The 21,950-nt window shown below is 66.5% G+C and carries 21 protein-coding genes; 7 read left to right on the forward strand and 14 right to left on the reverse strand.

The annotated features are described in order from the left end of the window. Positions 1 to 270 precede the first annotated feature (270 nt). Both AC5QAH_RS08490 and AC5QAH_RS08495 read left to right on the forward strand, forming a co-directional pair. Positions 271 to 1,548: an O-antigen ligase family protein gene (locus tag AC5QAH_RS08490; RefSeq protein ID WP_043396651.1), complete on the forward strand. Its 1,278-nt coding sequence runs from the start codon at positions 271 to 273 to the stop codon at positions 1,546 to 1,548. Then, positions 1,548 to 2,540 (forward strand): glycosyltransferase, encoded by a 993-nt coding sequence (locus AC5QAH_RS08495; RefSeq protein ID WP_053442715.1) that lies wholly within the window; start codon positions 1,548 to 1,550, stop codon positions 2,538 to 2,540. The genes AC5QAH_RS08490 and AC5QAH_RS08495 overlap by 1 nt, the downstream gene beginning before the upstream one ends. Positions 2,541 to 2,570: 30 nt before the next feature. Here the strand turns inward: AC5QAH_RS08495 and AC5QAH_RS08500 are convergent, their stop codons facing one another. Then, positions 2,571 to 2,963 (reverse strand): barstar family protein, encoded by a 393-nt coding sequence (locus AC5QAH_RS08500; RefSeq protein ID WP_241888520.1) that lies wholly within the window; start codon positions 2,961 to 2,963, stop codon positions 2,571 to 2,573. Positions 2,964 to 3,245: 282 nt separating this feature from the next. Here AC5QAH_RS08500 and AC5QAH_RS08505 point away from each other — a divergent pair, with 282 nt between their 5' ends. The 3 genes from AC5QAH_RS08505 (at position 3,246) to AC5QAH_RS08515 (ending at position 7,525) form a co-directional block, all read left to right on the forward strand. Further along, positions 3,246 to 5,468, forward strand: a complete 2,223-nt coding sequence (locus tag AC5QAH_RS08505) for a methyl-accepting chemotaxis protein (protein WP_495232260.1) — start codon at positions 3,246 to 3,248, stop codon at positions 5,466 to 5,468. Positions 5,469 to 5,634: 166 nt separating this feature from the next. Beyond that, positions 5,635 to 6,003 carry a glycine zipper 2TM domain-containing protein gene (locus AC5QAH_RS08510; protein ID WP_005415760.1) on the forward strand — a complete coding sequence of 123 codons (369 nt, stop codon included), beginning with the start codon at positions 5,635 to 5,637 and terminating at the stop codon, positions 6,001 to 6,003. A 145-nt stretch (positions 6,004 to 6,148) separates the two neighbouring features. Further along, on the forward strand, positions 6,149 to 7,525 hold the full coding sequence (locus tag AC5QAH_RS08515) for a hypothetical protein (protein ID WP_010483218.1): 1,377 nt from the start codon (positions 6,149 to 6,151) through the stop codon (positions 7,523 to 7,525). 44 nt (positions 7,526 to 7,569) lie between these two features. Here the strand turns inward: AC5QAH_RS08515 and AC5QAH_RS08520 are convergent, their stop codons facing one another. The 5 genes from AC5QAH_RS08520 to AC5QAH_RS08540 form a co-directional block, all read right to left on the reverse strand. After that, the gene (locus tag AC5QAH_RS08520) at positions 7,570 to 8,697 is read right to left on the reverse strand and encodes an ABC transporter permease (RefSeq protein WP_049455632.1); all 1,128 of its coding nucleotides are present in this window, start codon (positions 8,695 to 8,697) and stop codon (positions 7,570 to 7,572) included. Then, positions 8,694 to 9,881 (reverse strand): ABC transporter permease, encoded by a 1,188-nt coding sequence (locus tag AC5QAH_RS08525; RefSeq protein ID WP_224329124.1) that lies wholly within the window; start codon positions 9,879 to 9,881, stop codon positions 8,694 to 8,696. The genes AC5QAH_RS08520 and AC5QAH_RS08525 overlap by 4 nt, the downstream gene beginning before the upstream one ends. Continuing rightward, positions 9,866 to 10,879, reverse strand: coding sequence for an HlyD family secretion protein (locus AC5QAH_RS08530; protein WP_224329125.1), 1,014 nt, complete (start codon positions 10,877 to 10,879; stop codon positions 9,866 to 9,868). Before AC5QAH_RS08530 ends, AC5QAH_RS08525 begins: the two co-directional genes overlap by 16 nt. Continuing rightward, positions 10,872 to 12,278 (reverse strand): TolC family protein, encoded by a 1,407-nt coding sequence (locus tag AC5QAH_RS08535; RefSeq protein WP_191850942.1) that lies wholly within the window; start codon positions 12,276 to 12,278, stop codon positions 10,872 to 10,874. Before AC5QAH_RS08535 ends, AC5QAH_RS08530 begins: the two co-directional genes overlap by 8 nt. Before the next feature lie 78 nt (positions 12,279 to 12,356). Continuing rightward, complete coding sequence (locus tag AC5QAH_RS08540; RefSeq protein ID WP_010483208.1) at positions 12,357 to 13,250, reverse strand: LysR family transcriptional regulator ArgP; 894 nt, start codon at positions 13,248 to 13,250, stop codon at positions 12,357 to 12,359. Positions 13,251 to 13,354: 104 nt separating this feature from the next. On the opposite strand from AC5QAH_RS08540, the gene AC5QAH_RS08545 reads away from it, so the two are divergent. Next, positions 13,355 to 13,975 (forward strand): LysE/ArgO family amino acid transporter, encoded by a 621-nt coding sequence (locus AC5QAH_RS08545; protein ID WP_019337575.1) that lies wholly within the window; start codon positions 13,355 to 13,357, stop codon positions 13,973 to 13,975. Positions 13,976 to 14,150: 175 nt separating this feature from the next. Next, positions 14,151 to 14,819 (forward strand): hypothetical protein, encoded by a 669-nt coding sequence (locus AC5QAH_RS08550; RefSeq protein ID WP_010483204.1) that lies wholly within the window; start codon positions 14,151 to 14,153, stop codon positions 14,817 to 14,819. On the opposite strand, the gene map is transcribed toward AC5QAH_RS08550, so the two are convergent. From map to AC5QAH_RS08590, 8 genes are all read right to left on the reverse strand, one after another. Further along, positions 14,816 to 15,598, reverse strand: coding sequence for a type I methionyl aminopeptidase (gene map / locus AC5QAH_RS08555; RefSeq protein WP_029550766.1), 783 nt, complete (start codon positions 15,596 to 15,598; stop codon positions 14,816 to 14,818). The genes AC5QAH_RS08550 and map overlap by 4 nt on opposite strands. Positions 15,599 to 15,608: 10 nt before the next feature. Continuing rightward, positions 15,609 to 15,821: a ParD-like family protein gene (locus AC5QAH_RS08560; protein ID WP_005412680.1), complete on the reverse strand. Its 213-nt coding sequence runs from the start codon at positions 15,819 to 15,821 to the stop codon at positions 15,609 to 15,611. A gap of 68 nt (positions 15,822 to 15,889) precedes the next feature. Next, entirely contained in the window at positions 15,890 to 16,249 is a 360-nt protein-coding gene (locus AC5QAH_RS08565; RefSeq protein ID WP_010483197.1) for a bleomycin resistance protein, read from the reverse strand. Positions 16,250 to 16,421: 172 nt separating this feature from the next. Beyond that, on the reverse strand, positions 16,422 to 17,306 hold the full coding sequence (locus AC5QAH_RS08570) for an arginase family protein (RefSeq protein ID WP_010483195.1): 885 nt from the start codon (positions 17,304 to 17,306) through the stop codon (positions 16,422 to 16,424). Positions 17,307 to 17,309: 3 nt separating this feature from the next. Continuing rightward, a complete protein-coding gene (locus AC5QAH_RS08575) occupies positions 17,310 to 18,374 on the reverse strand; it encodes a GNAT family N-acetyltransferase (protein ID WP_241873791.1) in 1,065 nt (354 codons plus the stop codon). A gap of 28 nt (positions 18,375 to 18,402) precedes the next feature. Further along, entirely contained in the window at positions 18,403 to 19,803 is a 1,401-nt protein-coding gene (locus AC5QAH_RS08580) for an aspartate aminotransferase family protein (RefSeq protein WP_005408663.1), read from the reverse strand. Positions 19,804 to 19,851: 48 nt separating this feature from the next. Beyond that, entirely contained in the window at positions 19,852 to 20,568 is a 717-nt protein-coding gene (locus tag AC5QAH_RS08585) for an MtnX-like HAD-IB family phosphatase (protein WP_049455638.1), read from the reverse strand. A 174-nt stretch (positions 20,569 to 20,742) separates the two neighbouring features. Then, positions 20,743 to 21,945 (reverse strand): DegT/DnrJ/EryC1/StrS family aminotransferase, encoded by a 1,203-nt coding sequence (locus tag AC5QAH_RS08590; RefSeq protein WP_049482763.1) that lies wholly within the window; start codon positions 21,943 to 21,945, stop codon positions 20,743 to 20,745. Positions 21,946 to 21,950: the final 5 nt, after the last annotated feature.

Here is a 21,950-nt window from a genome sequence, read left to right on the forward strand (position 1 = left end):
GCAGGGCGTCGGGGCGTGGCCACGCGCAGGCATGGCCGGAGAGATCGTTAGTGTAGCGACCTGGGGCGGTCGATGATCCCGACCGGAAGCTCAGAGACAAGGGCGGTTGCCCGCGACTGTCCGTACGCCAACGCAGGCCCCCGTACACCTGCGGTTTGGTTGATTTCCACGGGGCCCCACGGTAGTGTCAGCCCCGGCGATTTCCGCCAAGCGGCCTCCATGGAAACCGGGGCGACTCACCCCGGGCGGGCGTTGATGGAAAGAACAAGCATGACTGCAGCCTGCATGGCCGCCGAACCTCGTTACACCTGGCGTACCGTCCTGCTGAGCATCCTGGTCGCCATCGTTCCGCTTGCCGGCTCCGCACCCTACACCTTGCTGAAGGCGGTGCTGCTGCTGGCCCTGCTGGTCACCGGCGTGGTTCTGATCCGCCGCCAGCCCGATGTCCGCCTGCGCTACCGCATTGCCCGGTTCATCGTGATCGTCTGCTTCCTGCGCCTGGCCTATGCCTTCTACAGCATCCTCTGGCACGGGCTGCGCTGGAACGAACTGGACCTGCCGGCACAGACACTGCTCTACCTGGGCACCGCTGCGGTGTTCGCCACTGCGCTGGACTGGCGCCTGATCTGGAAGATCTTCGCCCTGTCCACCCTGGTCTTCGGCGGGTCGTGCATCGTGCAGCACCACGTGATGGGCCTTGAACGCGCGCACGGTTTCAGTGGCGGCGAATGGACCGCCATCGAGTTCACCATGGTGACGCTGTGCATGGCGCTGTTCTCGGTCATCCGGTTGATCCAGCCCAATGTCCATCCGGCCGAACGCTGGCTGCACGGCGTGGCCATCGCCGTCGGCGTCTATGGTTCGATCCTGGCGCAGAGCCGCGGGCCGATCCTGGCGTTCATTCCCGCCATGCTGATGGTGATTGCGGTGCACGTCCGGCGCACCCGGCGCTGGCGGGGGGCACTGGCCTTCGTCGGTGCCCTGGTCATTGGCGTGGTCGGCGCCACCTCGGTGCTGAACCATGAGGTGATCCAGCGCTTCGGTGAGGTCAGTGGCGAGATCTCCGGTTTCAACCAGGAAAACGAGGTCGGCTCGGTCCGCGAGCGCATCGCCATGTGGGGCGTGGCCGTCGATGCCTTCGCCGAGCATCCCGTGGCGGGGGTGGGCCTGAACCAGTTCGGTACCTATGCACGTGAGGGCATCGCCCGCGGCGAGGTGTCCGAGTCGATCTTCCGCTACAACCATCCACACAACGAGTACCTGGAAGCGGCGGTGACCGGTGGCGTGCCGTTGCTGCTGATCATGCTGCTGGTCTTCATCCTGCCCGGCATCCATTTCGTGCGACGTCTCGGCCACGCCGACGACATCACCGCGATGATCGCCACCGCCGGACTTGCCGTGGTCATCGTCTATGCGCTTTCGGCGTTCACGGACAACGTGTTCTACCGGGCGATGCCGCATTCGTTCTATTTCTACCTGGTCCTGGGTTTCATGCTGGCGACCGCCTTGCCGGCGCGTGACCTGCTCCGGCCAGGGAGTCCTTCCTGATGGCGCATATCCATCTGCTGGCCGCCGACAACCAGCGTGGCCTGTCCCATGACATCCAGGTGATCGAGCGCTCGTTGCAGCAGCTCGGGCACACGGTGACGGTCAGCCGCCTGGACGCGGTGCGCAATGGTGGCGCCTGGAAACTCCGCGGAATGCGCCTGCGCAGGCTGCTGGCCTCGTGGCTGAGCCTGGGGCGCACGCCGGCCCGGTTCGACGTCAACATCTCGCTGGAACATGTCCGGCCGGCGAGCTTCGGACTGGCCAACGTCAATCTGTTGATCCCGAATCCGGAATGGGTGTCCGCACGCAGCCTGCGGATCCTGCCGCGGTTCGATGCGTTGCTGACCAAGACCGAAGAAGCCACGCGCATCTTCAACGCGCTGGGCATGCGCGCGCTGGAAGTCGGTTTCTGCAGCCGTGACCGCTACGACCCGGCAGTGCCGCGCAGGCCGCGCAGCTTCCTGCATGCGGCCGGTACCAGCCGTATGAAGGGAACGGCTGCACTCGTCAATGTCTGGAAACGGCATCCCGAATGGCCCTTGCTGACCATCCTGCGCGGCGGCCCTTCGGACGAAGATGAGGGCGGTGCCGCGAACCTGAGAATCGTCCGCGAGCGGCTGCCCGACCAGGAGGTGCAGCGCCTGCAGAACGAACATGCGTTCCACCTGTGCCTGTCGCAGACCGAAGGCTGGGGCCACTATCTGGTGGAAGCGATGAGCTGCGGGGCGGTGGTGATCACCTGTGACGGCGCGCCGATGAATCAGATGATCGACGACAGCCGCGGCATCCTGGTTGCCGCGCACGAGGGCGAGCCCTGCCATCTGTCCAGGACCTGGCATGTGGATGAGAAGGCGCTGGAACAGGCCGTCGAGCGCGCGCTGGCGATGGATGAGGCCGAGTGGACCCGGCTGGGCGCCAATGCACGCGCATGGCACCTGGCCAGCGAGGTGGCGTTCCCGCGCCGTCTGGGCGAGGCCCTGGCCAAGCTCTGAGCTGATGTGGGGCTGGTCGCTGCAGCCCGCTCAGCCAGGCACCAGGGTGATCTGCGGATGGCTGCCGAAGATCTCCATGACGATCTCGAAGTAGGTCTGTCCCTGGCCAAGCGCCAGTGCCGTCAACTGAGCGTGGATGGCCGCACCGTTGAACCTGCCGCCCTGAGCGAGTTTCGATTGCAGCCAGGCGCGCGTGGTCTCGCGGCCCAGTGCATCGCGGCTGTGGGCGAAGTCACGCCACACCACCGTGGCGATGGCATGGCCTGCGAGAGCGCCGTAGCCGCCGTGAAGCAGGTCATCAAGCGCATCCAGGCTTGCGCCCAGTTGCCAGTCTTCGTCGGCCATGAACACGCGATTGATTTCCACGTAGAGGCTGGCGATGTCGTTGATGGACGCGCCTTCGATGTGCAGGATCCGTGTCATCTGCAGACTGTAGCCCTCCCGGGCGGCGGTTGTGTCCGGCGCAGATAATCCAGGGCCGCTTCGGATGGAGCTGGCATGATTATGGTGTTAAACCTGCGTGATTTTCATCGGGCGCTGGCGTGTCAGCGGTATTCAATAATGATATGGCGCCATTATCTGCCGCCTTGTTTTCTGACTGCCTGCACAGTTCCATATATTTGGATCGGTCCATATATAAAGTCCCGTAAAGTTTCCCTTCGCTGCGCCGCCATCGAACGTACGGCCACGATCAAGGGAATTGAGATGCTTGCCTTACGTAATCTCCGTGTGGGATCCCGGCTTGGCGCCGGCTTCGGTCTGCTGCTGCTGTTCATCATGGCCATCGTTGGCCTGGTGCTGTATGGGAATCAGCTGAAATCCGCCCAGTTCGAGAAAGTGGTGGACGTCAACATGGTCAAGATGCGTTTGTTGAATGACATGCTTGATACCAACAACGCGGTGCTGATGCATCGCCGCCTGATGGTGATCAAGCGGGGTGATGAGTTCGACAGGGATTACCAGCGTGCCCAGGAGTTGTCGCGGACCTATGACGGTATCTGGGCCAAGTACATCAAGATTCCGCGTGACGCCACCGGCGATACCCTGGTCGCGCGCATCGAGGCGGCACGAAAGGCCACCGATGCATCAACCCAGCAACTGCATGAGCGCATGAAGGTGGGGGATTTTGATGGGGCAGCGAAGGAGCTGCTGGCCGAGCACGGTCTGGCAACGGCCTGGAATGAATCCATCTCGGCCCTGCTGCGCCACCAGGAAACACTGACCGAACGCAGCCGCGAAGAGTACCGCGCAACCGAATCGTGGACCGGCACGCTGTCGATCGCGTTCGGGGCACTGAGCCTGCTGCTGGGTACGTTGGCGGCCTGGGCGATCACCCGCAGCCTGACCCGTCCGCTGGAAGGCGCGGTGAAGCTGGCCGACGGCATCGCCAGTGGCCGCCTGGACAGCAGCATCGACGCCACCGGCAACGACGAGGTGACCCAGCTGCTGAAGTCGATGCAGCGCATGCAGGCACAGCTGCAGTCGGTGATGGCGGCGCAGGGCGAGCTGGCACGCCAGCACGATGCCGGCAGTCTCAGCTACCGCATGGACGAGAGCGCATTCCCCGGCGACTACGGGCGCATGGTGCATGAGACCAATGCGCTGGTTGGATCGCACGTGCAGGTACAGAACCGGCTGATCGAGGTGATGAAGCACTACGCACACGGCGATCTGTCGGTGGACATGGACCCGCTGCCCGGCGAGAAGGCGGCGATCACCCAGGCGATGGACGAAACCAAGTCCAGCCTGTCGGCGATCAACAGCGAGATCCGCCGGCTGGCGACGGCGGCCGCGGCAGGCGACTTCAGCCTGCGCGGTGATGAAGATCGCTTCGCCTACGATTTCCGCGACATGGTGGCAGGGCTCAATCGCCTGATGCAGACCACCGACGAGAACTTGGTGCAGGTCTCGACCCTGCTGCAGGCCATCTCGCGCGGCGACCTGACCGTGCGCATGCAGGGGGATTTCCACGGCGTGTTCGCGCGCATGCGTGATGACTGCAACGCCACCGTCGATCAGCTCAAGCAGATCGTGGGCCGTATCCAGGCCAGTGCTTCCAGCATCAACCTGGCAGCGGGCGAGATCGCCTCGGGCAACACCGACCTGTCGCGGCGTACCGAACAGCAGGCGGCGAACCTGGAAGAAACGGCAGCGTCGATGGAGGAACTGACCTCTACCGTGAAGCAGAACGCCGAGCACGCACGCCAGGCCAACCAGCTGGCCATCGGCGCGCATGGTGTTGCCTCGCAGGGCGGTGAAGTGGTCGGGCAGGTGGTCACCACGATGTCGGCCATCGAAGCCGCGTCGAAGAAGATCGCCGAGATCATCTCGGTCATCGATGGCATCGCCTTCCAGACCAATATCCTCGCGCTGAACGCGGCGGTCGAAGCTGCGCGTGCCGGGGAACAGGGCAGGGGCTTTGCCGTGGTGGCCAGCGAAGTGCGTACGCTGGCGCAGCGCTCGGCGGGCGCGGCCAAGGAGATCAAGGGCCTGATCGAGGATTCGGTCGGCAAGGTCGCCGATGGCTCGGCGCTGGTCCGCCAGGCCGGCACCACGATGGGCGAGATCGTGGCCTCGGTGCAGCGCGTGACCGACATCATGGCCGATATCTCTGCTGCCTCCCAGGAGCAGAGCTCGGGCATCGAACAGGTCAACCAGGCGGTGGTGCAGATGGATGAGACCACCCAGCAGAATGCCGCGCTGGTCGAAGAAGCCAGTGCCGCAGCGCGCTCGATGGAGGAGCAGGCGAACCTGCTGGCCGAAGCCGTGTCGGTTTTCCGCACGGGGGCGGTGACCGCCGCCGCCGCAGTACGCCCGGCGCTGGCAGCCGTGGCGGCATCGGTTGCGCCGGTACGCCGGCCTGCGGTGCTGTCGCCGCGGCTTGAGCCGACGCTGGCCGCCAATGCGGGTGGTTGGGAAGAGTTCTAGCAGAGGGCAATGCCGGCAGGGAGACGGCGCCCATCGCGACGGCTGGTCGCGATGGGCGCGGATTTTCTTCCTGAACGTGCGATGGCCGATGAAGTGGCGGACACGCGCATTTCACTTCCGGTTGCCAACCGCGGGAGGACACTGGTGCCATACCGGAACTCAGGAGATGGCCATGAAGACCTCGACCCGATTGCTTGTGCTGGGCACCCTGCTGGCGGCTTCGTCGGTGGCCGGCGCGCAGACCTATGGGCCGCGCGATGAGGGACGCAAGTTCAATGACGGCAGCCGCGTGGTCTGCAAGAACGTGGAAGTGCAGCGTAATTCGCGCGATCCCAACCGCATCGCCGGTACCGCCACTGGCGCCGTGATTGGTGGCCTGCTGGGCAACCAGGTGGGCGGTGGCAACGGCAAGAAGCTGGCCACCGTGGCCGGTGCCGTGGCCGGTGGTGCGGCCGGCCGCCAGATCCAGGGCAACAGCCAGCAGAAGAACGGCGACCGCGTGGTCGAACGCCGCTGCGAGCGCGTTTACCGCTGACCGATGATGCCAACAGCGTAATCCCCCTTCCGCAACGCAGTTCCTCGAACGCCGGCCCCGTGCCGGCGTTCCTCGTTGTGGGGCCCCGTATCGCCGGCCGCTGTGTCGCGCCTATACTGCGCCGACCTCCAAGGATGAATGCCCTGTGAACGAATTGCCCGTCGCAGAGTCGCACGTGCCGGTTGCCGACCGCGAGCCCGGACCCGAGGCGAGCACCCGCTTCGGTCGGCTGCGCGAGCGTACCGATGAGTTGGAACTGTTCATTTCCGGCCTGCTGGCGTTCGCACTGTTGGCGGTGCCTGGGTACCTGTTCGATGCGTGGGCGCGCAGCAGCCTGCACACGGAAGGCATGTACTTCCAGGTGCTGTGGTTTGGTTTCAGCATCAGCGTGGGCATGTGTTACGTGCTGGCGGTAGCGCTGATCGCGCACCTGACCGTGCGCGGGTACTGGATAGGCCTGATCGGGCTGAAATCGCACTTTCCCAAGGGCATCGACTGGGAACGGCTGCCGCAGATGGGCCCGGTATCGCGCGCTTTCCTCAAGGCGCGCGACGGTGGCCTGGACGGCAGCATCGAACGCGCTGATCGTTTGGCCACCATGCTCTTCTCCACCACGCTGCTGGCAGTACAAACGCTGGCCGGCACCCTGGTGATGGCCGTGCTGACGTTGTGCGTGGCGATGGCGATCAGTGCGCTTGCCGGCGGTTCCGATCGTGTGGCCATGATCGTGGTCGGTACCGTGCTGGCCAGCCTGCTTGTACTCGCACTGGTTCCTGCACTGCTGGAGCGTGTCATTGCGCGCCGGCAGCGGCGCGACCAGCCCTATGACGGCCTGCAGCGGTGGCTGCAGCGCTTCCTGGCGGGCCTGCAACGGATTCCCCTGCTGCGCCTGATGCAGACCATGCAGTTGACCCTGCAGAGCAACCTGCGCTCGCGTTCGTTCATGGCGGTCTATCTGCTGGCGGTGATGGTGGCCATGGTGCTGGGCGGGGTGCAGGTGCTGGGTTCGGTGAAGTTCTCGCTGTTCAACCGCTACCAGGTGATGACCGACGAGGCCGTCGAACACGGCATGTTGAGCGCGCATTACGAATCGATGCGTTCGGCGCACGATCAGCTGCTGCCGTACCCGATGATCCCGTCGGACACTATCAGTGGTTCACGCCTGCGTGTGTTCATTCCACACCGCCCCCAGCGCGACAACCCGCTGGCGCGCCAGCACTGCACCGCCTTGCCCGCCGCACGCAATGAAGCGACTGGCGCAAAGGCTGCCAGCGCAGCGGTGGAGTGCCTGTCCCGGTTGTGGCGGGTGCAGCTGGATGGCACGCCGGTTGACCTGCACGACTTCATGCCGATGGAGCGCCGCGATCTCGACATGCGTGGCCTGGTGGGCTATCTGCCCATGGCGACGCTGGCACCGGGTCGCCATGACCTGAGCCTGGTCTGGAATGCCGAAGGGGGCGAGCGCGGCCCGGAGCGACGCCGCGAGTACCGCATCCCGTTCTGGTACGCGCCCGACCCCTGAAAAGGGGGCGGAGGGGATTGAGCCGCATCCCCCGACCTTGCCGTTTACGACTCAATCCCCTTCGTCCCCTTTTTTTCGAGGAGGCGCCAGGCGGCGAGGCTGCCGTAGAGCAGCAGCAGGACGGTGAGAGTGATCAGTTCGTGGCCGACTTCAGCCAGGCGGGCGTCCATCTGGTTCAGGCGCACCATCAGGTTGATGCCCGAGGTGGTCGGCAGCAGCTGCGCCAGCCAGACCAGCGGTTGCGGCGTCATCACCGCCGGCCACGACAGGTTGGCCAGGAAGAACAGTGGGATCGAGGTGGCGATGATGTACTGGAAGGCGCGTTCGCGGGTGCGGAAGAAGCTGCCGACGAACAGGCCGAACGCCACCGTGGCGGCGATGAACAGCGTGCCGCCCAATAACTGGCCCAGTGGATTGCCACCGCGCGGATAGTCCTGCACCCACGCGGTGAAGCCGGCGTACCAGAACAGACCGAACAGGCCGATCAGGCTGAAGCCCAATGCCATGCCCGCCAGCGTTGGCAGGTCGAAGCGCAGGCGCCGGCCCAGCGCGAGTCGGCGGCCACCGAGCAGCACGCCGATGCCCATCAACAGGGTCTGGTGAACGATCAGCTCGGCCACGCCGGGCACGATGGCGCTGCCATAGCCTTCCTGCGTGTTGTACAGCGGGCGCTGCACCAGGGTGACCGGCGGTGCCTGCGGTGCGCCCATGAAGGCCGCCTGGCCGACTACCGCCTCACGCCCGAACGCGCCCAGTGCATCGGCCACGCTGCCCAGCACCCAGCTGGCACGGCCCAGGTAGGCGCCGTTGCCGAGCAACACCAGCTTGGCCGGATGGCCGCGCAGGATGTCGCGTTCCAGGTTGGCCGGGATCAGTACGATGCCCTCGGCGTGGCCGGCTTCCAGCTGCTGGCGTGCACTGTCGATGTCTGCCGGTTGCCCGACCACGCGTGCAACGCGGAGTGCATCGAGCTTTCGCAGCAGCGCGCGGCTGGTCGCGCTGTGGTCTTCGTCCACCACCAGCACCGGCAGGTTGCCGGCCACCTGGTGGCGGTACGCGGCCGGGTAGAAGAACGAGTACAGGATCACCGCGCCGACCATCACCACGATCGCGTAGCGGTCGCACAGCACTGCCATCAGCGTCTGCCGGAGGCTGCGCCAGAGTGCGCTCATGCGTCGGCTCCCGCAGGCTGCGCGGCTTCAGGCGTACGCGCAAAGGCGATCAGGCGCAGGCCGCCGATGCCACCGGCCACCATCGTCATCAACAACAGCGTGGTCAGCGGCCATATCGAAACCTGCAGCGGCGAACCGATGAACTGCTGCTGGGTCTGCAGCTTGATGTAGGCGCTGAGTGGCAGCAACTGATGCCAGATACGGGTGAACAGGGGGCCATCCAGCACCGGGAAGGTGGCGCTGGAGAACGCCAGTGCGGTGCCGATGCTGAGGCCGACCGCGGACAGCGCGGTACCCATGTCGCGGGTGACGCCGACGAAGAACAACGCGTAGGCGGCCGTGGCCAAGCAGAACAGTGGCTGTGCGAGCAGCAGCACGAGCACGCTGCCGGCCACGCCATCGCCGCGCATCCAGGCCAGGTACCCAATGCCGAGCGCGCCATACAACGAGAACAGCAGGATGTACGGCGCGACCTTGCCGGCAATCGCCGACCACGGCATGCGACCCAGCCAGGCGGGCAGGGTGCCGTCGCGGATCTCGCGGCCAAGGCTGCCGGCTACGGCCAGCGCCAGTACCAGCGACAGCACCGCCGGGAAGATCAGTGGCAGCAGGAACAGTTCGTAGCTGCGTGCCGGGTTGTACAGGATGTCCGACTGCACCGCGATCGGCGCCGCACGCAGCTTGCCCGGGCCGACCTGCAGGCCGATGTGCTCGCGCAGCAGGCGCGCGTTCCAGGCCGAGACGGCGTCGCCGATATCGCGCGCCGCCGACTGGCCAGTGGTCATGTAGGTGGCGTTGTAATAGGCGAACACCGTGCCCTGCCGTCCACGCAACGCCTGTCGGGTGACATCACGCGGCACCAGTACGATGGCGAACACATCCAGGCGGCGCAGCTGCGAACGGGCGTCTTCCATGTCCACGGGCTGGCTGGCGATGCGCACGCCGGGGCTGGCATCGAGCATGCGCAGCAGCAGGCGGCTGTCACTGCTGTGGTCGAGGTCGACCACAGCAATGGGGATATCGCGCATCACCGACGGCGTGAACATCCACGCCATCACCGCCAGCATCAGCAGGGGCAGCAGGGTCACCAGCAGCAGGTCGGCACGGTTGCCGCGCAGCGACTGCAGCTCGCGCCGCCACGAAGCGGCGAAGCCGTTGCGGTCGGGGCTCAGTGCTGGGGCCATGCGAACAGCACGCTCATGCCGGGGCGGAAGCCCTCGATGCGGCGTACCGGGCGCACCCGCACCTCGAAGCTGCGGACGTCGTAGCCGGACGACTGACGGGTGGTGCGCCAGGTTGCATAGTCGCCGGCCGGGTTGATGAAGTAGACCTCGAACTCACCGTCCTGGCCGAGTGCCGGCACGTTGCCCTTCAGCTTGCTGCCGACCTTCAGACCCTGCATCTGCGATTCGCGCAGGTTCATCGCCACCCACATGCGGTCGATGTCGACCAGGGTGAACACCGGGTAGCCGGCCGGCACCAGTTCGCCGGGGTCGGCCATGCGCTTGTTGATCTCGCCGGCCACCGGCGCGCGCCCTTCGACTTCGACACGCGCGGCGTTGACTTCGGCCACCGCGCCCTGTGCCTGCTGCACCTGGCCCTGCGCGGCGCGCTTGTCCTGCTCGCGCGCGCCGGCCAACGCCATGTCGTACTGCGCGCGGGCAGCACGGGCCAGTTCGCGCGAACTGGTGGCCTGGGCATGCGCTTCATCGCGCTTCTGCCGGGTCATCACCCCTTCGTTGAACAGGTTCTGCACGCGCTGGTAGGTGGCCTCGGCCAGCGTCGCACCGGCTTCGGCGCGCTTCCAGTTCGCTTCGGCGGCGCGGATGTCCTCGCTGCGCGCGCCTTCGTCGGCCTTGTCGGCCACCGCCTGCGCGGCGGCCAATGCGCCGTGCGCCTGCTGTTCCTTGGCGGCCACTTCGGGGCTGTTGAGCAGGAACAGCACCTGGCCGGGCTGTACGCGGTCGCCCTCGCGCACCTTCAGTTCGGCCACGCGCGCGGTGATCTTGGCGGCCACGTTGATGGTGTCCGCATCGGCCATGCCCTGGATCTGGTCGGCCGGGCTGCGCCAGGCCAGCCACAGGCCGAGCACCACCACGATCAGCAGCACCACTATCAGGATCGGGCCCAAGCGGCGCTTGCCGGGGGGCGTTTTCGCTTCGTCGTGCAGCACATCACTCATGGTCGATCACCTCGTCCGCACGCCGCCGGAACTCTTCGAAACGGTCCATCTGTCCACTGACCTCCAGCAACTGTGCCAGCGCAATATCGTATTGGTAGGCGGCCTGCGCACGCTCGACACGGGCACCGCCCAGGCCGAGCCGCGCGTCGATTACATCAAGCGAAGTCGCCTGGCCTTCGCGGAACGCCAGCTCCTGCAGGCGCAGGTTTTCCTGTGCCTGGGCGATGCTGCTGTCGAGCAGTACGAACTGCTGCCGCGCGGTTTCCAGTTCGTTCCAGGCCTTGCGCACGCCCAGTGCGACCTGGTTTTCGGCCTCGCGCAGGCCGGCTTCGGCCTGCTCCTGCTGCGCACGTGCGGCGCTGATCTGCGCCGGCCGCGAGTTCGGCGACAGGAAGGTGTACTTCAGGCCGATGCCAAACGCCCAGTCCGGATCGGTCAGCATCTCGTCGCGGCGGCGGAAGTCGTACTGGCCGAAGGCGAAGATCTGCGGCTTCAGCTTGGCCTGCTGCACGCGCACGCCCTGTTCGGCCTGCGCCACCATCGCCCGCAGGCGTGCGATCTGCGGCTGGCGCGCCTGCGCAGTGCGCTCGAAGCTGGCGACCGGTTCCAGCGGCACGCGCTGCACGAACAGCGGCGACACCGGCTGTACCTCGCCGCCACTGCGCAGGAGCGTGGACAGCGCGGCCTTCAGCGTGGCCAGATCGTTCACCGTCTTCTGGTACTCGCGTTCGGCCTTGTCGCGGGCCACGGTGGCCTGCAGGCGCTGCGCGCGGGTGGCGAAGCCCTCGCGTTCCAGCTTTTCCGCATCCGACAGGTGGCGGTTGAGGCCATCACGCACATCGCGGCGCACGTCCACCGCCTGCTCGGCCAGACGCTGGCCGAAATAGGCCTGGGCCAGCTGCACGGTCAGCGACTGGCGCTGTGCTTCGCGCTCGGCGCTGGCCTGTTCGTGGGCGGCGCTGGCGGCACGTTGCGCGGCCGGAATCACGCCGCCGGTGTACAACGGCAGCACCGCAGTGACCACGGGCCGGGTACGCCAGTCGCGCTCGGTGAACGACAGCGGCGAATCGATGCCGAAGGCTTCAGCCACGGGGGCCAGCGAGCCCAGCGGCAGGGTGAGGGTCTTCTGGAACTGCAGGCGGCGCACTTCGCCAGTGATCTCCGGCAGGCGCAGCAGGCGGGTGGCGTCCTGCAGGTCCTGCTTGTTGCGTACCGCTGCATCAGCGGCCGCCAGTGCATCGGAGACCTGCTCCAGGCGTTGCCGCGCCTGTTCCCAGTCCAAGGCAGGTGCGTCGGTGTTGTTCTGCGCGGACGCAGCGAATGGCAGGCAGGTCGCCAGCGCCAGCGCCAGCGCGGCCTTCGCGCGGTGCATCCTTGTACGTCGGCCGATCACGCCCATGCCGTCCCAGTGGTAAAGAAGTGCGCAAACGGTAGTGCGCGCGGCGTGAAGCCCGGGTCTGCGGTCATCGGATTGTCCTCAACGAAGGGTGCCGCTGGCCGCAGTGCGCAGCGCCTGGGTGATGTGCTGCAGCGTGCTTGAACGCACGGCGGCATGCTGCCAGTACAGCGGCACATCGAGCCAGCGGCGGGGTTCCAGTACCACCACGCGGCCGGCGCGCACGGCGGGTGCGACCAGCGTTTCCGGGGCCATGCCCCAGCCGAGTCCGCACGCGGCGGCTTCGACGAAACCGGTGGAGGAAGGCAGGTAGTGTAGCGGTGGCTGCAGCCGCGCGCGGGTCAGGCGTCGCACGAAGCGCCATTGCAGTTCATCCTTGCGGTTGAACACCAACATGGGGGCGTGCGCCAGGGCCGCGGCCTGCATGCCGTCACTGAAGTACTGGCGGGCGAAGCCGGGCGAGGCGATGGCGTGGTAGCGCATCGCGCCGAGCGGGTGTACGTTGCAGCCCTTCACCGGCTGTCCTTCGGCGGTCACTGCACCCAGCACACTGCCGTCGCGCAGCAGCTGCAGGGTGTGGTCCTGGTCGTCCATGCGCAGGTCGAACAGGTAGCCATGGCGCTGGTGCAGGTCGGCGATGGCCGGCACGAACCAGGTATCGAGCGAGTCGTCGTTGACCGCCAAGGGGATCGGCGTACGTGCGGCGTCGCTGCCGCGTTCGGGCAGCAGTTCGGCCACTGCCTCGGCCTCCAGTGCCTGCATCGGCCGGACGCGGCGCAGCAGTGCCTCACCGGCGGCGGTGGGCCGGCACGGTGCCTGGCGCACCACCAGCACCTGGCCAAGCCGGTCCTCCAGGGCCTTGATCCGCTGCGACAGTGCCGACGGACTGATCGACAGCCGGCGCGCCGCAGCCTCGAAGCTGCCTTCTTCCAGCACTGCGGCAAATGCGGACAGTTGCGGATGTACCAGGTCCACCAGCACCTCTTCAGTATTTCTGCACAGGATAAAGAATAATCAGTTTGTCTTAACGTGTCCGTTGGCCGCACCCTGCGCGTCCCCCCGCTGCCTGGCCTGTCCTGATGTGGATCGCCGCTACCGCCGCCGGCCTGTTCGCAGGTGCCGGCCTGATCATCGCCATCGGCGCGCAGAACGCCTTCGTGCTGCGCCAGGGTCTGCAGCAGCGTCATGTGGGGAGGGTGGTGCTGGCCTGCGCCGGTGCGGACATCGCGCTGATACTGGCCGGTGTCGGCGGCATGGGGGCGCTGGTGCTGCAGTGGCCGCTGCTGCTGCAGGTGCTGCGTTTCGGTGGTGCGGCCTTCCTGCTCTGGTATGGCCTGCAGGCGGGATTGCGCGCGTGGCGCGGTGGCAGTGCGCTGGCCGCCGCCGAGGCGCAGGGCGGCAGTGGGCGCCAGGTGCTGCTGACCTGCCTGGCCTTCACCCTGCTCAACCCGCACGTCTATCTGGATACGGTGGTACTGCTGGGCAGTCTGTCCACGCGCTACCCGGGCGATCTGCGCTGGGCCTTTGCCGCCGGTGCGTGCGTCGCCAGCGTGGCCTGGTTCTGTTCTCTTGGTTATGGCGCGCGCCTGTTGCAGCCGGTGTTCCGCAGACCGGGCGCCTGGCGGATGCTGGACGCCGGCGTGGCGGTTTTCATGTTCTGCCTGGCCACGCTGCTGCTGTTGCGTCCTTTATCGCCATGAGTGCGTGACGCACGCCGGTGTTGCGTATGTGTTCCACCGATACGGTTCACGTGGCCGGATACAGCGCGGATAATGCGCGCCTGGTCGCGACCCCGCCGCGCATGCCGTTGTTCGGCAGCCCCCCGGTCGCCTGTGTTCTCGTTGTACGACCGCCACGGTGCGGCATCGGTGTTGCATGAAAGACAATCTACAGCTGCTCCTGTCCCACCTGGGGCGCACCTCCCTGTTCGGCCTGATGATGGCGCTTCCGCCTGCGTTGGCCTGGCTCGACATCCATTGGCTGGGCAATGCCGTCGGCGAGTGGTCGCTGGTCGAACTGACCCAGGAAGGCTTCCTGGTCGCCAGCGTGGCTGCCTTCGTCCGGCTTGCGTTGCGGCGTGCCGATGATCGGGCCTTTGCCGTGCTGGCGGCAGCGCTGTTCGCCTGCATGCTCCTGCGTGAGATGGATGAGGCGCTGGACCTGATCGCACACGGTTTCTGGAAGTATCCGGTGGGTGTGCTGATCATCGGCTCACTGGCCTGGGCCAGCCGCGACTGGCGCCGGGCCATGCAGGCGCTGGTGCGTTTTCTCGTATCCCGGCCGGGTACCGTGATGACGATTGGTCTGGTCCTGCTGCTGTTCTATTCGCGCCTGATCGGCATGACGTCGTTGTGGACCGGACTGTTGGGTGATCAGTACATCCGTGTGTTCAAGAACACCATCGAGGAGACCACCGAGCTCCTTGGTTACACCTTCATTCTCGCAGCCAGCGTCGGCTATGTGGCACATCGGGTGCGCGAGCCGCTGACGGCGCGCAAGCGCACCGTGCACGAGGACGCCGGGATGCAGCAACGGCCACTCTAGGCGCCATCCACCGCGCATAACGGCGTCTCGCCGGGGCGCAGGGTCAGTACGCGCACGCCGCTGCGGGTGACTGCCACGGTGTGTTCGAACTGCGCCGACAGCTTGCCGTCGCGCGTGTAGACCGGCCATGCGTCCGGCTGCTGGCGGATGGCCGGCTTGCCCTGGTTGAGCATCGGCTCGATGGTGAACACCATGCCTTCTTCCAGCACCATGCCGGTGTGGGGATGGCCGTAGTGCAGGATCTGCGGTTCCTCGTGCATTTCCTGGCCGATGCCATGGCCGCAGTATTCCTTCACTACGCTGTAGCCGTGGCTGCGCGCGTGGCGGGCGATGGCGTGGCCGATGTCGCCCAGGCGTGCGCCGGGGCGCACCGCGGCGATGCCTTTCCACATCGCCTGGTAGGTGGTCTGCACCAGCCGGCGCGCGGCGTAGTCGACCTCACCGACCAGGTAGGTGGTGCTGGAGTCGGCGATGTAGCCGTTCTTCTCCAGGGTGATGTCGAGGTTGACGATCTGACCGTTGTGCAGCACGTCGGTGGTGCTGGGCACGCCGTGGCAGATGACGTTGTCGATCGAGGTATTGAGCACGTACGGGAAGCCGTACTGGCCCTTGCTGGCCGGCCGCGCCTGCAGCTCATCGACGATCATGCGTTCGACGAAATCGTTGATCTCCATCGTGCTGCGGCCCTGCAGCGGCAGCTGGTCGAGTGCGGCGAACACCTGCGCCAGCAGGCGACCCGATTCGGCCATCAGCGCGATCTCGTCGGGGCGCTTGATGATGCCCATCGGCTCAGACCTGGCCCGGGGGCAGCAACGGTGGCTGCACGCCGGCCGCGCGCAGCTCGCTGGCGACGATGTCCTGGAAACTCAGCGTAGGGTTCAGCTCGCACAGCATGCCGACCCGGATCCAGAAGTTGGCCTGGGCGTTGATCGAACGGCTGGAAACGGTGCAGGCACGGCGCAGCTGGTCGTGCAGGGTGTCATCGATGTTGACGATGCCCATGGGCGGTCCTGGAGGGTTCAATATACGAAGCGCATATGTTTCGTATATTCATCTCAACCCGGCGTCGTTCAGTCCACGCGTGTGGCGAAGCGCAACCGGTTGTCGTCCGGGTCGCGCAGCAGCATTTCGCGGCTGCCCCATTCGGTGTCATGCGGGGGCTGCTCGATCGGCACGTTGGCCGCGCTGAAGGCGCGGTGCAGGCTGTCAACATCGTCGACGATGAAGTACACCGCGCCGCCGACCTCGCAGTCGCCGCTGTGTTCGGTGAGGAAGATCGTCTGGCCGTCGCGGGTGAGCTGGGCGAACAGCGGGAAGCCGGGTTCGAAGCGATGTTCCCAGTCGACCACGAAACCCAGCCCCTGCACGTAGAACGGCAGGGTGGTGTCGGCATGGCGCATGCGCAGTTGCGGGATGACGGTCTGGGGCATGGCGAGGGCTCCGAGGTGGGAACCCAGTGTAGAGCCGAGCCATGCTCGGCTGCTGTTCGCGGTGCCCGCAGTCGAGCATGGCTTGACTCTACAGAAGGCGCCAGCCGAGCGTGGGCTCGGCTCTACCCGGCTCTGGTAGTTGCCAACCTTGGTTGGCATTGCCGGACAGTGGTCAGCAGGCCGTCGGCACGGCGGCCATTGCCGCCAGCAGTTCGCGGTTCACCTGCTGGTGCCGGGCCTGCCAGGCAGGAAGATCATCGGCGCTGACGTCCGGCTGGCCATCCAGCGACGACAGCCAGCGCTTGAAGCGGCTCTGGTAGTTGGCCAACGACACTTCGCCGGTGATGTCACTGCCGACCAGGCCGCCGGCGCGCAGTGCTTCGATCACCACCAGCGCGTGTTCCAGCTGGAAGCGGCCCTGGTCCCAGTTGCTGCGGGCCACGTCTCCGGCGAACACGTCCTTGTCGATCGACAGATAGGTCGGCTGCGGCGACTTGGCCTGCTCGGCGGCGAACGTGGCGACCAGGGCCTCGGGATGCTCGAAACGGCGGAAGGCATGGCCCATGCCGAGGCGATGGCCCCAGCCGACATCCACGTCCATGCACCAGTAGGTCAGGCGACCGCCCATCAGCGGACGCCAGTGGTTCTCCCAGGCATGGCCGAGGCCGATGTCGCTGGAGGTGATGCCGAGCACGTGGATGTGCGAGATCTGCGGCAGCTTGCTGGCGGCGTTGACCCACGACCCGCAATGCATGCCGAACGGGAATCGCATGTTGTCCGGATGGTTGTCCAGCACCACCAGCTGGAACGGCGCCTGCGCGCGCATGCGGCGCAGCAGCGGCAGGCTGAGGTGATGGAAGTCACCACTGCCGAGCATCACTGTGCCGAGCAGGGCCGGCAGCGGCGCAAGCACCTCGGTGCTGAAGCGATCCAGGGTGCCGTTGCTGCAGGCGAATCGCAGCGTGTCGTGCCACTGCGGCAGGGACAGGGTCTGCGCTTGGGGCAGTGGCAGCACGCCACCGTCCAGGTCCAGGATCAGCGGGGAACGCACCAGCATCGCTCAGCCGCCTCCATCAGGTTCGCCCTGCAGGTACGGGGCCAGCCGGCGCAGGGCGGCACGCAGCAGCGGGGAACGGGCATGGATCGCGTGCCGGGTGGAGGTGAAGCGGGCCCCCAGCTCGGCCTTGATCCGCGAGTCGGTCCAGCCAGCCACGTAGTGGCTCAGGCCGTGCTGCAGGGCGTACTCGAGGTTGTGCATCCAGCTGACCGCGTACAGGTTGTGCTCGCGCGACTGCGGGTAAGCCAGGCCGATGTACTTGTCCACCAGCTTGCCGGCATGCACGTAGCACAGGTTCCAGCCGATCAGCTGGCCCTGGTGGCGGTACAGGAACATCCGTCCCTGGCTCTGGCTGTCGGCCAGCAGATGCTGGAAGTAGGGCAGGCCGAGCTGGTCGAAGTGCACCGCGCTCTGCGCATACACACCCAGGTACAGCGCATGCAGTTCGGCCTGCAGCCGTGGGTCGGCCAGGGCCGGATCACCGGTGGCGATGCAGTCGATCTGCAGGTCGTCGCGCGAGCGCAGCTTGCGCCGGATGTTCTTGCGGCGCGAGGACGACAGGCGGCCGAGATAGCCGTCGATCGAATCGAAATCGATCGCCACCCAGGCCAGCGGCATGCCTTCCAGTTCAACGAAGCCGCGCGCCAGCAATGCCTGCAGGAAGGCAGCGCTGTGCGCGTTGGCCGCGTCGTCCAGCAGTGGTGAATCGATCGCCAGGTCCTTGACCACCAGCAGCCGGGTATCGCCGATCGCGTGACGCGTCACGTCCTCGGCCAGCGCCTCCGGCGCGACGTGTGCCGGCAGCGGGGTGTACTCGGTGCTGGTGGCACCGACGAAGCGGGTCTTCCAGGTGATCCACGGCCGCCACAGGCGCGACAGCGGGAGGCCGAGCAGCCTGCCGCGCAGTTCGTCGTCCATCGTCGTGGTCAGGTCCAGCGGTGCACGGAAGGACGGCAGGCCGCTGGGAAGGCGGCCTGCCTCGAATCCGAGCGGCGGGTGGGCCAGGAAGCCCTCCAGCAGCGCGGCCGGTTCCAGCGCGGTGCTGGATGCGCGTGACGTCATCTCCATCGGCACGGGAACCGGCAGCGCATCGACCTCAGCCCTTGGCCTTGGTCAGCGCCTGGTCGAGCAGGGTGATCGCCAGGTCGATTTCTTCGTAGCTGATGTCCAGAGACGGCGCAAAGGTGATCACGTTCTTGTACCAGCCACCCACGTCGAGCACGAGGCCCATGCGCTTGCCGTCGTGCAGCAGGTCACCGGCCAGGCCGATGTCGACCATGCGGTCCAGCAGTTCCTTGTTCGGGGTGTAGCCGTCGGCCTGGCAGATTTCCGCGCGCAGGGCCAGGCCCAGGCCGTCGACGTCGCCGATTTCCGGGTGGCGCTTCTGCAGGCCACGCAGGCCGTCGAGGAAGTACGCGCCCTTCTCCGGCACGGTGCGCTCGTAGTCCATTTCCTTGCCCAGCTTCAGCACTTCCAGGCCCAGGCGGGTGCCCAGCGGGTTGGAGTTGAAGGTGGAATGGGTGGAGCCCGGCGGGAACACGGTCGGGTTGATCAGCTCTTCGCGAGCCCACAGGCCCGACAGCGGGTTCAGGCCGTTGGTCAGCGCCTTGCCGAACACCAGCACGTCCGGGGTGACACCGAAGTGCTCGATCGACCACAGCTTGCCGGTGCGCCAGAAGCCCATCTGGATTTCATCGACGACCATCAGGATGCCGTACTTGTCCAGCACGCGCTTGAGGCCGGTGAAGAAGTTGCGCGGCGGAATGACGTAGCCGCCGGTGCCCTGGATCGGCTCAACGTAGAACGCGGCGTACTCGGCCTGGCCGACCTTGGGATCCCACACGCCGTTGTACTCGCTTTCGAACAGGCGCTCGAACTGCCACACGCAGTGGTCGGAATACTCGTCCGGGGTCATGCCCTTCGGGCGACGGAAGGGGTACGGGAACGGGATGAACATCGCACGCTCGCCGAAGTGGCCGTAGCGGCGGCGGTAGCGGTAGCTGGAGGTGATCGAAGACGCACCCAGGGTGCGGCCGTGGTAGCCGCCTTCGAAGGCGAACATCAGGCTCTTGCCGCCGCGCGCGTTGCGCACGATCTTCAGCGAGTCTTCAATGGCCTGCGCGCCGCCGACGTTGAAGTGCACGCGGCCGTCGAGGCCGAACTTCTCGTGCATGTCCACGGCAATGGTCTTGGCCAGCTGCACGCGGGTCGGGTGCAGGTACTGGCTGGCGACCTGCGGCAGGGTGTCGATCTGGTCCTTCAGCGCGTCGTTCAGGCGCTTGTTGCTGTAGCCGAAGTTGCAGGCCGAGTACCACATCTGCAGGTCGAGGTAGGGCACGCCCGCACCGTCGAACATGTAGCTGCCTTCGCCGCGCTGGAAGATCTTCGGCGGGTCGACGTAGTGGACGGTGTCGCCGAAGGAGCTGTAGCGGGCTTCGTCGGCCAGCAGCTGCGCGTCGGAGGCAGCGGCGTCGGCGTTCTTGTCAAAAATGTTCATGCAGTTCGGTTCCGTGAAGGACGTTCGAAAGAGGTGGCGGGGGCGTGCTCAGGCGGTGGCCAGCAGCAGGGGCAGTGCGGTGGGCTGCGGGCTTGCGTCGATGCGGCGTGGCTGCAGCAGGCTGCCATCGAGCAGGCGCGGCAACAGCGCGATTGCATCGTGGAAGGTAGCGATGGCGGCATGCCCGATGCCGGCATTGGCGCAATGGGTGATCAGGCGGCGCTTGGCGAACACGAAGTCGGCATCTTCGGATACGCAGAAATCCGAGCTGCCGTCACCGATCATCAGCACGCGCGGTGCTTCGTTGGCGCGCGCCTGCGCGGCGCAGGTGCATTTGCAGGTGCCACTGCGGCAGCCTTCGGCCTGGTAGGGCGATTCCAGTTCCCAGTGGTCCCCGCACCAGCGCAGGTGGTTGGCCACCACCGGCAGTCGCGACAGGCCATGGTTGGCGAGGATGCGGTGGATCGCATAATCCAGGCCGTCGCTGACGATGCGCAGCGGCACGCCCAGCTGCTCGGCGCGGGCGACGAAGGCGACGAAGCCCGGATCGATCTGCACCTGGTCCAGGTGCGCATCGAGCGTGGCCGGGTCCAGCTTCAGCAGCCGCACCTGGCCCTGCATGCATTCACGCGAGCCGATCTTTCCAGCCTTCCATTGGTCTTCCAGTTCCTGCCAGCCCGGCTGGCCGTACTTTTCCAGCAGCGAGTCGATGACATCTTCGAGGCTGATGGTGCCATCGAAGTCACACAGGATGCTCCAGTGCATGGGCAGGTCCGTCGATGAAAGAAACGCCCGGCCCGATGCCGGGGCAGACTCAATGTAGGCAGGCCGCCTTTCTCGTTCCTTTCCTGTTGAAAGGCTTCATTGACGGGCTGGGAAAGCGTTCAGGAAGGTGCATGGATGAATGCGTGAGGTGCAGTCCATCCGTGCGCCTTGAAGTCACGCGCGGGCCAGCACCTGCAGTATTTCGGCCGTCTCTTCACGGGTCTGCCAGGCACTGTTGCCAAGGGTAAGCATGCGTGCGGCGAAGTCGCGTGCGTTGGGCATGTCGTCCTGCGGCACGATGCCGCGCAGGTACGCGTAGTCGGGCAGGGCATGGATGAACATGCGGCTGGCGCCGAGCCCGCGTGGCCACAGGTCTTTCAATACGGCATCGCGGGCGCGCTGGCTGGGCAGCAGCAGCATCAGCATCGGCCAGGTGCCACCGCTACCGGCAAGGCCGTCGACCACCTCAACGGCTGGCAGCTGTGCCAGCTGCACGCGCAGCTGCAATGCACGCAGGCGCCCTGCCTGCAGGAAGGCCGGCAGGCGCCGCGCGGCACGGGCACCGATGTTCTGCCGCCACTGGCTGACCCGGTGCTGCGGAATCTGCAGCGGGAAAATGTCACCGACCGCTTCTTCCAGGTCGCCACGCTGCAACGCACTGCGCAGCGGATTGCCGTACACCAACGACAACAGCGATGGCCGATAGCAGGCGGCCAGGCCAAGCAGCTGCAGACTGCGCAGCAGTTCCCAGCGCAGGCTGGAACGCACCTGTTCGGCGGCATGTCCGGCCAGCGCGGCACGCAGCTCGTCATCGCGGCTGACCAGCAGGCCGCCTTCGTGCAGGCTCAGGCCCTTGCCGGCGGCCAGGCTGAAGAATCCGATATCGCCACGCAGGCCGACACTGCTGCTGCCGACCCGTGCACCGAGCGCCTGCGCGGCATCCTCGATCACCCAGGCGCCAGCGCCGCGCGCAACCTCGCAGGCCAGCTCGACATCGGCGATGCGCCCGCCCAGGTGGGTGGGCAGGATCGCCAGCGTGCGTGCGTCGGCCAGGCGCTTGAGCTGGCCGGGGTCGAAGTCGAAATGGCCGTGGCGGGTATCGCACAGCTGCACGCGCAGGCCCAGGCTGTGCACCGCGATCGGCACCAGCGGGCAGGTATAGGCCGGCAGGATCACGGTGTCGCGCTTGGGCGCACGCTTGCGCAGCGTACGCAGCGCGATCAGCAGCGCGTGTGTGCCGGAACAGGTCAACTGCAGCGGCGGTGTGCCGAGCTGACTGGCCAGGATCGCGCGCAGGTCGCCACCACCGGGCAGGAAATCGCTGGCCTGCATCGGCAGGCCAGCCGTCGGTGGCAGTTCGCGCGCGAACAGGCTCATCGCAG

It is taken from the genome of Stenotrophomonas sp. YJH_SMC_43 (assembly GCF_059372535.1).

Coding starts and splice junctions, on each gene's coding strand:
- AC5QAH_RS08490 (WP_043396651.1), top strand. CDS start 271: ATGACTGCAGCCTGCATGGCCGCCGAACCTCGTTACACCTGGCGTACC.
- AC5QAH_RS08495 (WP_053442715.1), top strand. CDS start 1,548: ATGGCGCATATCCATCTGCTGGCCGCCGACAACCAGCGTGGCCTGTCC.
- AC5QAH_RS08500 (WP_241888520.1), bottom strand. CDS start 2,963: ATGACACGGATCCTGCACATCGAAGGCGCGTCCATCAACGACATCGCC.
- AC5QAH_RS08505 (WP_495232260.1), top strand. CDS start 3,246: ATGCTTGCCTTACGTAATCTCCGTGTGGGATCCCGGCTTGGCGCCGGC.
- AC5QAH_RS08510 (WP_005415760.1), top strand. CDS start 5,635: ATGGCCATGAAGACCTCGACCCGATTGCTTGTGCTGGGCACCCTGCTG.
- AC5QAH_RS08520 (WP_049455632.1), bottom strand. CDS start 8,697: ATGAGCGCACTCTGGCGCAGCCTCCGGCAGACGCTGATGGCAGTGCTG.
- AC5QAH_RS08525 (WP_224329124.1), bottom strand. CDS start 9,881: ATGGCCCCAGCACTGAGCCCCGACCGCAACGGCTTCGCCGCTTCGTGG.
- AC5QAH_RS08530 (WP_224329125.1), bottom strand. CDS start 10,879: ATGAGTGATGTGCTGCACGACGAAGCGAAAACGCCCCCCGGCAAGCGC.
- AC5QAH_RS08535 (WP_191850942.1), bottom strand. CDS start 12,278: ATGGGCGTGATCGGCCGACGTACAAGGATGCACCGCGCGAAGGCCGCG.
- AC5QAH_RS08545 (WP_019337575.1), top strand. CDS start 13,355: ATGTGGATCGCCGCTACCGCCGCCGGCCTGTTCGCAGGTGCCGGCCTG.
- AC5QAH_RS08550 (WP_010483204.1), top strand. CDS start 14,151: ATGAAAGACAATCTACAGCTGCTCCTGTCCCACCTGGGGCGCACCTCC.
- AC5QAH_RS08560 (WP_005412680.1), bottom strand. CDS start 15,821: ATGGGCATCGTCAACATCGATGACACCCTGCACGACCAGCTGCGCCGT.
- AC5QAH_RS08565 (WP_010483197.1), bottom strand. CDS start 16,249: ATGCCCCAGACCGTCATCCCGCAACTGCGCATGCGCCATGCCGACACC.
- AC5QAH_RS08570 (WP_010483195.1), bottom strand. CDS start 17,306: ATGCTGGTGCGTTCCCCGCTGATCCTGGACCTGGACGGTGGCGTGCTG.
- AC5QAH_RS08575 (WP_241873791.1), bottom strand. CDS start 18,374: ATGGAGATGACGTCACGCGCATCCAGCACCGCGCTGGAACCGGCCGCG.
- AC5QAH_RS08580 (WP_005408663.1), bottom strand. CDS start 19,803: ATGAACATTTTTGACAAGAACGCCGACGCCGCTGCCTCCGACGCGCAG.
- AC5QAH_RS08585 (WP_049455638.1), bottom strand. CDS start 20,568: ATGCACTGGAGCATCCTGTGTGACTTCGATGGCACCATCAGCCTCGAA.
- AC5QAH_RS08590 (WP_049482763.1), bottom strand. CDS start 21,945: ATGAGCCTGTTCGCGCGCGAACTGCCACCGACGGCTGGCCTGCCGATG.